Source organism: Paenibacillus sp. FSL R7-0189, assembly GCF_037969925.1.
Taxonomy (GTDB): domain Bacteria; phylum Bacillota; class Bacilli; order Paenibacillales; family Paenibacillaceae; genus Paenibacillus_AQ; species Paenibacillus_AQ odorifer.
The window spans coordinates 544,063-557,911 of the sequence record NZ_CP150223.1; the positions used below are offsets into that span (position 1 = coordinate 544,063).

Annotated in this window: 10 protein-coding genes; 3 read left to right on the plus strand and 7 right to left on the minus strand. The window is 44.5% G+C overall.

The window, feature by feature from the left end; genetic code table 11:
* Positions 1 to 18 precede the first annotated feature (18 nt).
* The 3 genes from MKY63_RS02425 to MKY63_RS02435 all read left to right on the plus strand — a co-directional run bounded on the left by MKY63_RS02425 (position 19) and on the right by MKY63_RS02435 (position 3,803).
* Complete coding sequence (locus MKY63_RS02425) at positions 19 to 1,233, plus strand: AGE family epimerase/isomerase (RefSeq protein WP_038569515.1); 1,215 nt, start codon at positions 19 to 21, stop codon at positions 1,231 to 1,233.
* Entirely contained in the window at positions 1,233 to 2,405 is a 1,173-nt protein-coding gene (locus MKY63_RS02430) for a glycosidase (protein ID WP_038569513.1), read from the plus strand. Before MKY63_RS02425 ends, MKY63_RS02430 begins: the two co-directional genes overlap by 1 nt.
* A gap of 495 nt (positions 2,406 to 2,900) precedes the next feature.
* A complete protein-coding gene (locus MKY63_RS02435) occupies positions 2,901 to 3,803 on the plus strand; it encodes a manganese catalase family protein (RefSeq protein ID WP_036675571.1) in 903 nt (300 codons plus the stop codon).
* Positions 3,804 to 3,865: 62 nt separating this feature from the next.
* On the opposite strand, the gene MKY63_RS02440 is transcribed toward MKY63_RS02435, so the two are convergent.
* The 7 genes from MKY63_RS02440 to MKY63_RS02470 all read right to left on the minus strand — a co-directional run bounded on the left by MKY63_RS02440 (position 3,866) and on the right by MKY63_RS02470 (position 13,829).
* Positions 3,866 to 4,426, minus strand: coding sequence for a GNAT family protein (locus tag MKY63_RS02440; protein WP_036675574.1), 561 nt, complete (start codon positions 4,424 to 4,426; stop codon positions 3,866 to 3,868).
* Positions 4,427 to 4,466: 40 nt separating this feature from the next.
* Positions 4,467 to 5,531: a LacI family DNA-binding transcriptional regulator gene (locus MKY63_RS02445; protein WP_339811410.1), complete on the minus strand. Its 1,065-nt coding sequence runs from the start codon at positions 5,529 to 5,531 to the stop codon at positions 4,467 to 4,469.
* Positions 5,532 to 5,576: 45 nt separating this feature from the next.
* Complete coding sequence (locus MKY63_RS02450) at positions 5,577 to 6,887, minus strand: ABC transporter substrate-binding protein (RefSeq protein ID WP_051490861.1); 1,311 nt, start codon at positions 6,885 to 6,887, stop codon at positions 5,577 to 5,579.
* A 22-nt stretch (positions 6,888 to 6,909) separates the two neighbouring features.
* On the minus strand, positions 6,910 to 8,790 hold the full coding sequence (locus MKY63_RS02455; RefSeq protein WP_036675579.1) for a sensor histidine kinase: 1,881 nt from the start codon (positions 8,788 to 8,790) through the stop codon (positions 6,910 to 6,912).
* 169 nt (positions 8,791 to 8,959) lie between these two features.
* Positions 8,960 to 11,146 carry a methyl-accepting chemotaxis protein gene (locus MKY63_RS02460; protein WP_256721464.1) on the minus strand — a complete coding sequence of 729 codons (2,187 nt, stop codon included), beginning with the start codon at positions 11,144 to 11,146 and terminating at the stop codon, positions 8,960 to 8,962.
* Between the two features lie 319 nt (positions 11,147 to 11,465).
* Complete coding sequence (locus tag MKY63_RS02465) at positions 11,466 to 12,797, minus strand: U32 family peptidase (protein ID WP_076214032.1); 1,332 nt, start codon at positions 12,795 to 12,797, stop codon at positions 11,466 to 11,468.
* 99 nt (positions 12,798 to 12,896) lie between these two features.
* Positions 12,897 to 13,829, minus strand: a complete 933-nt coding sequence (locus tag MKY63_RS02470) for a peptidase U32 family protein (protein WP_036675589.1) — start codon at positions 13,827 to 13,829, stop codon at positions 12,897 to 12,899.
* Between the last annotated feature and the right edge of the window lie 20 nt (positions 13,830 to 13,849).

The window sequence follows — 13,849 nt, forward strand, 5'->3', positions numbered from 1 at the left end:
GAGGAGTGACTGATTACAATGATTAATTCACCAGAATTATGGTTGACCCAACTTGAGGATGAGCTGCAGGATAATATTCTTAGTTTTTGGATGAAACAGACGAAGGACGAAGTAAACGGCGGTTTTGTAGGTGAGATCGACAATCAGCTGAACATTACTCCTAACGCAGAGAAAAGCCTTGTGCTTAATGCCCGGATCCTTTGGTCCTTTGCGAGCGCTTACCGGATCTACGGTAAACCGGAATATCTGGCGATGGCAGAACGTGCTTATACCTATCTGATGGAACACTTCATTGATAAAGAGTATGGCGGATTATACTGGATGGTGGATGCTGAGGGCAGACCTTCTCAAGAGAAAAAGCAGATCTATGGCCAATCCTTTGCTATCTACGCACTGGCTGAATTCTACCATGCGACCGGACGTCCAGAAGTCTTAGAGGATGCGATTCAATTATTCCAGCTAGTTGAGAAATACGGCTATGATTCTATTTATAAAGGTTATGTCGAAGCTTTATCACGGGAATGGCAAATCACTGATAACCTCAGTCTCAGCAGCAAGGATATGAATGAAAAAAAATCTATGAATACCCATCTGCATGTTCTGGAAGCGTATACCGGTCTCTATCGAGTATGGAAGTCGGAGGAGCTAAAGAGCACGCTAACCGAGCTAATCGAAACGATGCTGGATCATATCATTGATCAGGAAGGCCAGCATTTTCATCTTTTCTTAGATGAGGCATGGAATGTGAAATCAGATATTATCTCCTACGGACATGACATCGAAGGAAGCTGGCTGCTGGTGGAAGCTGCTGAAACCCTTGGAGAAGAGCTGCTGCTGCAGCGTGTGCGAACAGTCGCTGTCTCCATGGCAGAAGCCGTTCTTGCGGAAGGTATAGATAGCGATGGTGGGATATGGAATGAAGCTGACCCAAGCGGGCTGCTGAGCAAAGATAAAGATTGGTGGCCGCAAGCTGAGGCGGTTGTTGGATTCTATAATGCTTATCAGCTGACTGGTGACAGCAAATTTAATGAGGCTGCCCAAGCCTCCTGGACTTTTATCGATAAATACATGGTGGATCACAAGCTCGGTGAATGGTACTGGGGCGTGGACGAGAACCTTCAGCCCCTGCCTCACGGATCAAAGGTTAGCGCCTGGAAATGTCCTTATCATAACAGCAGAGCCTGCTTCGAAATGATCGCACGACTGAAATCAACTATAAAGGAGACTATCTAATGTCATCATTATTCCAAGAACGCAAACAACAATTAACAGAACGTTATGAAGCCCTGATCGCCCGCAAGAACGAAAAGCTTCCTTATGGAAACGGCATTTATGACCGTTATACTCATCCACTGCTAACTGCTGAGCATGCGCCCTTAATCTGGCGTTATGATTTTAACCCAGACACCAACCCTAATTTTGCCGAAAGAATTGGCGTCAACGGCGTCTTCAACCCGGGTGCTATTGCACTGAACGGCAAATTCTATCTTGTTGCTCGGGTTGAAGGCAATGACCGCAAATCTTTTTTCGCTGTAGCAGAAAGCGACAATGGCGTAGACGGCTTCCGCTTCTGGGATCATCCAGTTGTGCTGCCTGAGACAGAAGTTCCTGATATCAACGTCTACGACATGCGCCTCGTAAGCCATGAAGATGGCTGGATCTACGGCCTCTTCTGTACAGAACGCAAAGATCCAGAAGCTCCACATGGTGACCTTTCTAGCGCAGTAGCACAGTGTGGTATTGTTCGCACCAAAGATCTGAAAACCTGGGAACGTCTGGCGGATCTCAAAACAGGCTCTGCTCAGCAGCGTAATGTCGTGCTCCACCCTGAATTTGTAGATGGAAAATACGCTTTCTACACTCGCCCACAAGATGGCTTTATCGATGCAGGTTCAGGTGGCGGTATCGGCTGGGGACTCTCGGATACAATTGAAGATGCCGTAATTACTAGTGAGACCATCATGGATGAACGCCACTACCATACCATCAAGGAAGTTAAAAACGGCCAAGGTCCGGCTCCAATCAAAACTGCAAAAGGCTGGCTGCATATTGCTCATGGTGTACGCAACACAGCTGCTGGACTCCGATACGTGCTATATGCTTTCTTGTCTGATCTGGATGAGCCAAACAAAGTCACTCATTCACCTGGCGGTCATTTCATCGCACCAGATGGTGAAGAACGTGTCGGCGATGTCTCCAATGTCGTGTTCTGTAATGGCGTGATTGCACGTGATAACGGTGAAATCTATATTTACTACGCTTCCTCCGACACTCGTATCCACGTGGCTACAACTACCGTTGACCAAATGTTAGATTATGTGCTGAACACTCCAGAGGATCCACTTCGCTCTTATGCTTGTGTACAGCAACGTATTGCTCTTATTGACCGTAATTTAGCATTGTAAATAAGGTTTCATAAACCCTAGAAATCAACAGAGCAGCGATTCTCCTATTATTGGAGGATCGCTGCTCTGCGTTTTTTGATCATTCTTTGTCTGCTTAACCGTATATCTATTATCCAACATGGCTTACGGACTCAGTTGACGTTATTCATATGTATTTAGCCTTTATTGTAAGTTTTCGGACTCCAATGAAGCTATTCCCTGAAAAGAGGTCCATTTGGGGCTTTTTCTAGGACGATAGCTGCTGTGGAGTCCGTTAGTATTGCAAATATCGGATAATACTGCATATAGGGTCAGCTGTGTCCGTTAGCGGGTTACTATGCGTATTTGATTGCGTATTTGATTGCGTATTTGATAGTATTTGCAGTTTGCCTTTTCGACACAAAAAGCCATTTACATGACGCACATCCATACTTTTCAACCCATTCATGAGTAATTCCTATAGATTAAGCTCAAAATAGCTCAGTAACCCCTAACCTCAAGGAGGCTGAGATATTAATGTTCAAACGTATGGATGAAATCATGATCGAGATTCCTGAAGTTGAGAAGCCCGATCCCAATGCTGCTGCCGCTGTTCAGGAATTGCTTGGCGGAAAGTTCGGAGAAATGTCGACCCTTAACAATTACCTCTTTCAATCCTTTAATTTCCGTTCAAAAGACAAACTGAAGCCCTTTTATGATTTGGTGATGAGCATAACAGCGGAAGAGCTTGGCCACGTCGAGCTGGTTTCTCATGCCATCAACAAATGTCTTCGAGGGTCAACAAGTTATAAAGAGCCCGATTCCACCCCTCTAGGGTCCGCAAAAGATGCGCGTCTATCCTATCACTTTCTGGCTGGTGCACAAGGGGCTATGCCTTTTGATTCAACGGGGAACCCGTGGACCGGAGCAAACGTATTTAATAGCGGCAACCTAGTGGAAGATCTGCTACATAACTTCTTCCTCGAATGCGGAGCCAGAACACATAAAATGAAGGTCTACGAAATGACAGACCATCCAGCTGCACGCGCTGTAGTCGGATTCCTTTTAGTCCGTGGTGGTGTCCACGTGGTCGCTTATGCCAAAGCAATCGAAGTGGCAACAGGTGTTAATGTAACTAAGCTCGTGCCGATTCCTTCGTTAAATAATAAATCATTCAGTGAAGCAAAAAAATATGAAGAAAAAGGCGTGCACACCAAGCTATACACCTGGAGTGAAAGTGACTTCGGCGCCATCGATCAGATTTGGAAGGGAACCCACCCGGAGGATAATCTTCCGCTTGAAGTCATTCAGGGAGCCCCTAAAGGTTTTCCGATCCCCGTTGCTCCGGCAGTCGAAGAGGAATTCGCTCCAGGAATCTCCCCCGAAGACTTTAAAGAAATTGCCAAACGCCTCAAAATGGCTGGAAATATTACAGACTAATATTCATAGTGAATCTGGTGAGGAAGTTACTTACAATCTTCCTTACCGTAGATTCACTTTTTTTAATTGTACAAACTGCGGAACTCCTCCTCAAGCATGGACATCAGAATCATGTTATGAAACTCTCCGTCTACATAAAGAGCATCCCGCTCCACACCATCGCGTTGAAAACCAAGCTTCTCATAGACATGAACGGCTCTGGGGTTAAAAGTATATACGCCGAGATGGATGCGGTGCAGCTTCAAAGTTTCAAAGCCATATCGTAGCATTTGAGTCATAGCTTCAGTACCGTAACCCTTACCCCGATGTTCATGTCCACAAATGCCGATTCGGATATTTGCACTACGATTGTCCGGATCTATTTCATTTAGTACCACTTCTCCAATGAGCTCACCCGTGTCCTTTACTATAATCATAAGATCTACACGATCCTCGGCTGGAACACTAATCTTACGAATCCAAGCTGCTGTTTGCTCACGGGAGAAATCTCCTTGTGATCCTGTTAATTGCCCCATCTCAACATCAAGCAAAAAATTATAATAAGCCTCCAGATCGGATACTTGTACACCTCGTAGTTGAATCTGTTCGCCTTCAATCCTTGGCATGACAACTGGTTCTGTCATAGCTAAACTCCCCCTTACTCAAGCAAATCACAACATAGTTCTAGTCTCGCGGCTTATCCACAGAATCACGATGAACAATGTCCGCTGCGATAAGTATTTTCTCAAGCGGCGCAGAAGGATTATGAATACGGCTCAGAAGTTTCTCCACTGCGGCTCGGCCCATCGCTTCTTTAGGAACATGAACAGTTGTAAGCGGGGGAACTCCTCTTAAGGCATCCTCAATATTATCAAAGCCTGTAACTGAGATATCCTTCGGAATATTAAACCCTTCTTCCTTAAGAATGTCACTGACCGAAAGGGCTGTGGAGTCGTTAGCGCAGACCAAGGCTGTCGGGAGTGTTTTGGCTTTTTTACGCTTATTCACCCAGCTTTTAAAATCCTCCTGAAATAAGTCTTCCTCCACCCCTTCCAGAAAAAGATTCGCATCATCTTCCAAAGGCAGTCTTATTCCGCTCTCCTCCAGCGCACTCCGGAAGCCAATCCACCGGTCGCGGAAACTGCGTGAGAATCCAATATTGCCGATAAAATGCATTTGGGTATGGCCTGTTCCCATCAAATGATTCGTAAGTCGAGCCATGGAATCCACATTATTTGCAAACACGGTATCACTTGGAATTAGCGGATCTTCATGGTCAATCAACACCATCGGCAGACCAATACGATGCACCTCAAGCAGTAAGGAAGTAGAGATTTGTCCCACACCTACTAAGCCAAGGATTCCATTTGGATTCAAAATATTGACGAAATTATCCGCACGATTCTCAGAGATAATGACCATCCCAAGCCCTTCCTGATCCAGCGCAATAGCAATACCATCCACAATTTTCCCCCAATACAAGGAATCCTGCGTCTGAGAACGAATATTCGGCATTAACACCAGCACGGATTGCTTATTCCGATCACCGCCACCTATCGGAGGGGTGCGTTTTATGCCTTGGACAAAAGCATTTTTTTGCGTAAAATAACCCAGCTGCGATGCCGCTTGAATCACTCGTTCTCTTGTCGTCTCATTAACGCCGCCTTTACCCGAAAGTGACTTGGAAACAACGAATTTGGATACGCCGAGATGATCAGCGATTTTTTGCATAGTGACCTTTTTAGCCATATATAACCCTCCAGAGAATGTCATCAAATTTATGTAGTACTAACTTTAAGGCTGAGAAGTTTCTGATGTTCCTGCCCGCGCTTCCTTCCATTTTGCATTCAATTCGTCAAAAGCCTTTTGTAAATCAGGCGCAGCCAGTAACTCCTGAATGTAATCCCCGGACCAAAAGGACAGCTTGGCTCTATTCGCCAGATCGATGAACGCATCACTTTGTACGGTAGCATCAAGTAGCTTAGGCTTATAAGATAAAAACTCACGGTACTGCGACATAGAGGAATTCAAGCTTCCATCAGCCGGAAGGAATCCCCAGTCATCCCGATAGGAAGTCTCCTTTACAAAAAAATTCAACCACGCCATAGCAAGCTCTTTGTTCTTGGTGTATTTACTAACCCCCATGAACCAATCTGGATTGATCGGTGCATAATGAGTGCTGCCATTATCATAAGGAAACGGGAAGAATCCTATATCATCCGGGTCAGCCCCCACATCAAGGACTTGTCCAATCGTCCAATTCCCCAGTAAATACATTCCTGCTTGACCTTTAGCTAGCCTAGTCTTTGATATCTCCCAATTGTTCGAGAATAGTTCATCTTCTACGTAGCCTTTACCAATTAAAGTTCGAGCAATGGAAATTGATTTCCCCCACTCATTATCAAGCTGCCATGGGCTATCCTCATTTACCATATTATTTAGATACTCTGGATTGCCTGTCATATAGTTAACCAGACTGTTCCCCCATTCACGTAAAGGCCAGACGGCCCCATAATTCATATATAGGGGGATAATACCCGCTTGTTTTAATTTCGCACAAGCTTCGTAGAATTCATCCAGTGTCTTCGGAACAGTAGTTATCCCTGCTTTTTCGAATGCCCTTTTATTATAGACAATCCCAACCGTAGTAGTCCCAGTGGACAGCCCATAACGTTTCCCGTTATACGTAGCAAAAGAAGTGAAACGCTCACTAGCAGCGGTTTCTTCATCCAGCGGTTCGAAAAAATAATCCAGCTCCTTTGCCGGAAGATTCACCGGAAGCAGCAGTACATCACCGGCATCTTTCGTGGACAGCCGTACCAGAATATCCGTTGCATAATTGGACAAACCTTCAAATTCCACATTGGCTTCGGGGTATCTCTGTTTAAACTGGTCCGCGTATCCTTGAAAAGTTCCGTTCTCAATCAGATCTATTCGATTGGTCATCATGACTATGGTGCCGGACAAGTCAGACATCACCTCGTCTCCAACTGGAGGCGGAGTGGATTGCGCCTGCTTATTGTTATTGGCACAGCTACTACTCAATAACACCAAGAGAAGTAACAGTATGGTTCGCATAGTCCATTCTAATTTCAACCCCTTCAACGGACAGCCCCCTCTTATTTCGTTACTCAGGTAAGCCAATCATTTCCGGCTCCAGTAATGGCAGCGACAAAATAACATCGGTCCCTCGTCCAAGCTCACTATATACCTGGATCCCAAATGCCGCTCCATAATGAAGACGCACTCGCTGCTGTACATTTTTCATGCCTATGCCCCCGTTAATGCTTTTCTTAGGAGGACTTTCGTTCTGCAGCCCATCATTCAATTTCTCCAAAGTCTTCTCATCCATTCCGATACCGTCGTCTTTGATATGAAACAACAGCATTTGCTCTGTAATCTCACAGTGGATGCTTAAATGCATTTGCGGCTTATTATCATCTAAGCCATGATAAGCAGCATTCTCAATGATGGGCTGGAAGACCAGCTTGATAATAGAGTAATTATCTAACGCCTTCGGCACATCAATATCCAGCAAAAACCGGTTAGGATAACGATAGTTAAGCAGCTCAACATAATTACGCACATATCCAAGCTCTTGCTTCAATGTCGTATTACCGCTCAGATCACTTGTACTATACCGTAGCAGTTTGCCCAGAATAGAGATCATATCCGCAGCTTCGACATCATCATTCAGCTCAGCGGTCATTCGGATCGACTCCAGTGTGTTATAGATAAAATGAGGATTGATTTGACTCTGCAGCGCATGAAGCTCTGCTTCCTTTTTCTGTTCTTCTATGCGGTAGATATCCTGAATTAGCTGCCTGATTCGGGCTAACATACGATTGAATTGATGCCCCAGCAGACCAATTTCGTCACGCCGTTTAACTCTGAACATCACATCCAGATCGCCGCCCTGAACTTTTTTCATCAATTGAATCATTTGAGTCAGCGATTTAGTAAGGGCAACGGAAAGAATAATCGAAATAATTAACGCCAGTACAATGATACTTAATGTAGCAGCAAGTGTTGTATTACGGGTCACCTTCACATCACGCATCAGTACATCAACAGGTATAGAGATAATTACCTTCCAATTGGTTTTGGCAGAACCAGAGTATATATTTAAGCGCTCTTTTCCGTTGACTGTATCATAGAAGCTTCCAGAAATTCCCCCAACTCTTTTGAACAAGTCTGAATCAGAAATATCTGTGGCCAGCAGCTTCTTGTCGCTGTCGTAGATGACCATTCCCTTCTCATCCACAATCAACGACTTCCCATGGGTGACTTTATCCAGCTCCGTAACTTGATTCTCCAAATTGCTGATATTCGCTTCAACCGCAATCAGCCCGATTGGATTTAACAAGCCATCCACGATTTTGCGAACAACGGTAAAAGCATATCGGGTGCTCTGCAGATTACTTGTATACGCCTGAGTACCGAACAATAATGCTTCTCCGCTGGAATCCTTAGTCTGCTGGCTCCAGTATTTATAGCTTTGCTCGAGATCGAGCCGTACGCCACCATCCTTCGCAGAATAATAACCATTTCCGTAAGCGTCAAAAATATAAACCGAGTTCGCGCCTCGCTTAATATTGTTAATAAACGAAATGTTGCCCTCTATCCCCCGTTGAATGGACAACAGTAGATCAAAATCACCGGGTGATAAAGTAGCACTCCCAGTTGCGCCTCCCATAATCTTTTTCTGCTCATGGTAGCGGTTTGAACGTATTAAATTAAGTTTGATATCATTCACATAGGCGGGCATAGATGAAATACGCTTCATATCTTCGATATAATCGTCTACTCCATCCATCATTTGATCGATTAATTTCTCAGAATAAGCAATAGTGTTCCCCTGAATAGATTCTGAGTAGCTCTTGAAGGTAAATACACTGATGAAGGATAGCGGGAGGGTAATGATAATTAAAAAGACGAGGAGCAGCTTGCGTTCCATGCTCATGTCCCCGATAACGGACCACCAGCCAGAGATGCGTCTACCTTTCATTTGGTCCTTCTCCTTAATACTTTTTACCTAACTTGTTATTAAATTATAACAAATACCTAACAAAGTTATTATACGGTGTAGTTCTTCATTACACAACAACAAACCGCCTCTTCATGTTGAAGAAGCGGTTTTGTTAGGTAAACAATTTAGAGATTAGTGATGAATCTACTCATTTTATAGTGAATAATGACAGCTTGTCCTTCAATTGACCTGAAGCACTTTCCAGTTTGCCAGATAATGAAACGAGTTGATCACTTACATTTTGCTGTTCATTACTGAGGGAAGCTACTTCTTCGGAAGTTGCTGAAGACTGTTCTGCTACGGCGCTAACATTCCCCATAGCCTCTGACAACACACCTTGTGAATGATTCAGACTGCTAATCGCTGTTGTTACCGATTCTAAGCTTGTTATGAATTCATCCATCTGTCCTTTTACGGACAAGAAGATATCACTTGTACTCTTCACAGAGCTTACTTGTTCTTTAAACAGTGGTGCTACTTCGGATAATACAGCTTCCGTTTCGTTCATTTCCGCCATGATCTTATCCGTAATTCCAGCAACAAGGGCAATAGATTGCTTCGATTGGTCAGCAAGCTGCCGCACTTCACCCGCAACTACCATAAAGCCCTTACCAGCTTCTCCTGCACGAGCGGCTTCTATTGTCGCATTTAATGATAAAATATTCGTCTGCTGCGTGATACTCTTCATCACATCCAACACCTTAATTACGGAGAATACGGTCTCCTTCAGGTGGTTGACACGTTCGACAAGTGCACTTGTTTTTTCTCCAGTGCGGCTGGTCTGATCCAGCAGGTCCGTTAATTGCTTAGCACCTTGAGCACTAGCTTCACCAACCCCACGTGCTGCTTCATCCATCTCAGTGTTGGCATAAATCACAGTCTGCATTTGCGTAGCTATCACATCTGTAAGCTCATTACCACGTTCAGCTTCGAGCGCCAGGCTGCCTGCCCCACCGGCAATTTCTTCCGTAGCGGCTGCGATTTCCTTCGCAGAAATAGCTGTCTTACGTGAGGCTTCACCAAGCTCACCAGCGGTCTCCAGCACATCCCGAGCGGTTTCTGTCGTTTGCGATACAAGCTCAGTAATACGCTCCATCATCACGTTAAAGGAAGCTGACAGCTGGCCAATTTCATCCTTAGATACATATTCTGTACGTACACTAAGATCACCACCTGCACCTTGTACCATAAGATCCTTCAAGCGAGCTAGAGGACGAGCAATCATACGCACCATCCAAATCCCGATTACTATGGCTAGAAGAGCCGCGCCAGCAGCCGCAATAAAAGTAGTCAACAGAATCGGACGTGCTTCTTTCACTAGCTCATCTGTTGGGACTACCCCTGCCAACTTCCAATCCGCCCGGATCATTGGATTAAAGACAGCAAGGATTTCTTCCCCGTTTGTATCTTTTTCATCCAAACTCTTGTTATCTTTTTTACTTGCCTGAATAAAAGCAAACTCTGAAGGTTTACCATCGTCTTTTGAATCCGAAGAAGCTACTACGGTTCCATCAGGAGTGACAAGTTGAATTCGAGAGCCATCTCCCAGCTGGACACTTGCGAATGATTCCTCCAGCAATGTATTCTTCAACACAAGGATGACTATGTATCCTGTACCTGAGCCCAGGGTTTTGAGAGATCTTGCCATAGCAATATTTTTGTCTCCATCACCTTGAACAGCTGTAGAGAACCATATGTTCTTGGCCGCATCACCATCACCTTTAGAATAGTAGGATTCATAAGATGCAGTGTTGTCGACAATCTTCTTATACCATTCTTGTTCTCTAATGTTATCTAACTTAATGCCGCCACTGCCACTTGTAACAATGTCTTGATCAGGTGACTCCGGGATCAAAGAAACACTAAGAATATTAGAATCCGTTGTAATCTGACTGGACAACTTTTTAGTTACTGCGCTTGTAGCTTCAAATTTCTCATAGGAAGATTGTGCAGTCACTAAAGACTTCAAATCTTCTTGCATCTGCGCATCAAAATAAAGCTGTAAAGCCAAGTTCTCGTACTGCTTCAAAGTAATATCTAACTTCTCTGAGGTCTGAATAATAGTCTGACGGTAGGCTTCCGATACGTTGTTCTTAATTGTCTTCTTGGCTTTTGAATAAGATAGCAGTCCAAGTGCCATTACCACAATTACAATTGCACACAAAAATATCAGGAATATCTTCACGCCAACAGATTCCATAGGATTAACTCTTTTGATCTGTCCCCGTAAATCTATTCCATTCTTCAAATTAAACTTAGGTGTCTTGCCTGCCCCTTCAATCTTGCTTGTTTCCTTGTTTCCTGTAATCGCCGATTTCTTATTCTTTTTATTCATGCTAAACCTTCTCTCATTATGCTTTTCACTAATACTATCTTGATCAGGATCCCCCATCTTGATCACCTACCCGCTAATATTAGAATACGCATGAAAGCGTTAACCAATATATATATCGGCGTATTAGGTCTTTTTCCTTAGCTTTACGAGACTTTTTTTACAACTTTTAACCTATGTATGTTTAATCATAATAAATAGCTTGTTGGACCTCCTCCCTTGGATATATTTGTTAATCCCTAATATATATAACTTATTGTTCGCTTTGTCAAAAAGAAAAACAGGGAGGCTCTTGGATGACCAAAAGCTTCCCTGTTTTTTATTAAAACTTCTTCTTACGCATCATATCAAAGTATGCAACTGGTTGATCTACCTTCATGCGAATAGGTTGCAGTGGATGACGGGCGGCATCAAGCGAATTGCCTTTCTCATCCCATATTTCGCCAACCGTTTGCTTGAAGAACGTATCGTTAGGTCCAAAGAATTCTACTTCCTGACCTGGCTTAAAGTGATTGCGCTGTTGAACTAGTGCCGTACCACTTTCAGCATCGTATTCAATTACAAGTCCGGCAAAATCATACGGAGCTACTTTTTCTTCAGGCTCATAGATATGATCTTCATGATCCGGAGTATCATAGAAGAATCCTGTGTTTAGCGGACGGTTAGCCGCTTTGTTAAGCTCATCCAGCCATTCCTGCTTCAATTCATACCCTTCCGGATCTGCCATATAAGCATCAATGGCTTTACGATATGCATTTACGACAGTAGCCACATAGTGGATTGACTTCATTCGCCCTTCGATCTTGAAGCTGTCGATGCCCACTTCAATCAGTTCAGGTATACTTTCCAGCATACACAGATCCTTAGAGCCCATGGAGAAGGGATTATCTCCTTGCTGATGCAGTGGAATCTGAGTTACACCTGGAAGCAGAGGAGCTGGAGATTTCGCTTCAGCCTGCTCTTCCTCAGACACCCAAGTCCCTTCCGGACGTGCATCCTCAAACAAATCATATTTCCAGCGGCAAGACTGGCAACAGCCCCCGCGATTGGAATCACGGTCGGTGAAATGGTTGGACAATACACAACGACCCGAATATGAGGAGCACATGGCACCATGGATGAAGCTTTCGATTTCAATGTCGACATGTTTTTTAATCTCAGCAATCTCTTCCAGGCTTGTCTCACGGCCCAAAACAACACGCGGAAGCCCCTCTTCTTTCCAGAAGGACACCGCTTGCCAGTTCAATGTAGACTGCTGTGTACTCAAATGCACTTCAAGTCCAGGCACTAACCGGCGTGCTGTATCTACAATGATTGGATCAGCTACGATAATAGCAGCAATGCCAGCTTCATATAAGTTACGCAGGTATTCTTCAATTCCCGCGACATCTTCATTGTGAGCATAAATGTTTGTTGCAACAAATACCTTAGCGCCATATTTCTTGGCGAATTCAACACCTTCGCGCATTTCCTCGAAGCTGAAATTATCTGCGCCGGAACGCAAGCCGTATTGTTGTCCTCCGATATAAACAGCATCCGCACCATAGTGTACTGCGAACTTCAATTTTTCCAAATTACCAGCCGGAGCGAGGAGCTCCGGTTTGTCCAGACGGTAACGTTTGCCCTTATATTGCGGCTTTGTCATGGTTCCCATTCCTGTTCTCCCCTCCATCGCCCCACAAAGCTAAGTCACATGCTATAAATGCTGTCCTAATCTTCGTGGGGACCTATAACCTCTTTATTTTTGTCAAACTTAATATACTTGCTCTTTATAGAAAAATCCGAAGCTTAACTCCCGTTCAGGGTCCTGCACCGTTCTGATTACATCCATCCATTCCTCATCGAAGGCATAACCTTCCGGATCAGCCGCATAAAGATCTATAGCTTTACGATAAGTCTTCACAACCGTCACATTATACGCTATCGATTTCAAGAGTCCCTCAATCTTAAGGCTGTGTATACCTGCAGCCATCAGAATATGCAGATCCTCCAAAATACAAATATCATCCGAGCTCATAATATGAGTGCCGTTCTCGTCTTCATAAATCGGGAATTTCTGGTCATCTCGTTCTTCCTCAATCAGAAATAGTCCGCGTTCCTTCCCCAGACTTCCTCCATCACTAGGACGGCCTTGATGTGACATATAGCTTTCAACAAGCTTCCGCTTGGAATGGTATATATTGGTCATTCCATGAACCTGCACCTGTGCCTCAATCTCCAAAAGCGGAACCATTTCCGTCATTTCATCCATATTCAGCTCACGGGCCAGCACGACACGAGAAGCCCCCTTGCGTCCCCAATAATTCGCGGTCGCATAGTTGGTGGAAGTCATTTCCGCATTCCAGTGCAGCTTCATTGCTGGCGCTTCTTTCTTCACTGTGGTTAACACAGCTGGATCCCCGAATTCAACACCATCAATGCCAAGCTCACCTAAAGCCTTCACATAGTCAGGAAGCTCATCCAGCAGACGGTTAGACATCAGCCCACCCAAGCTTGCATACACTTTGCAGCCTCGCGAATGCGCCATTTCTACGACAGTCGCTGTATCCTCCAGAGAGAAATGTCCAGCAAGCCGCATCCCGAAACGGTCATCCCCAATGAGCAGCGCATCTGCTCCGGCATCCAGCAGAGCAGCAGCTTCCTCTAAGGACGCTGCCGTCACCAGCAATTCCGGTTTGTTAGTCATGTTGTACCTCCTACTTGTAC

What these genes read in the sequence shown, in the direction of transcription:
- MKY63_RS02425 (WP_038569515.1), top strand. Translation starts at nt 19, where the DNA reads ATGATTAATTCACCAGAATTATGGTTGACCCAACTTGAGGATGAGCTG.
- MKY63_RS02430 (WP_038569513.1), top strand. Translation starts at nt 1,233, where the DNA reads ATGTCATCATTATTCCAAGAACGCAAACAACAATTAACAGAACGTTAT.
- MKY63_RS02435 (WP_036675571.1), top strand. Translation starts at nt 2,901, where the DNA reads ATGTTCAAACGTATGGATGAAATCATGATCGAGATTCCTGAAGTTGAG.
- MKY63_RS02440 (WP_036675574.1), bottom strand. Translation starts at nt 4,426, where the DNA reads ATGACAGAACCAGTTGTCATGCCAAGGATTGAAGGCGAACAGATTCAA.
- MKY63_RS02445 (WP_339811410.1), bottom strand. Translation starts at nt 5,531, where the DNA reads ATGGCTAAAAAGGTCACTATGCAAAAAATCGCTGATCATCTCGGCGTA.
- MKY63_RS02455 (WP_036675579.1), bottom strand. Translation starts at nt 8,790, where the DNA reads ATGAAAGGTAGACGCATCTCTGGCTGGTGGTCCGTTATCGGGGACATG.
- MKY63_RS02460 (WP_256721464.1), bottom strand. Translation starts at nt 11,146, where the DNA reads ATGAATAAAAAGAATAAGAAATCGGCGATTACAGGAAACAAGGAAACA.
- MKY63_RS02465 (WP_076214032.1), bottom strand. Translation starts at nt 12,797, where the DNA reads ATGGGAACCATGACAAAGCCGCAATATAAGGGCAAACGTTACCGTCTG.
- MKY63_RS02470 (WP_036675589.1), bottom strand. Translation starts at nt 13,829, where the DNA reads ATGACTAACAAACCGGAATTGCTGGTGACGGCAGCGTCCTTAGAGGAA.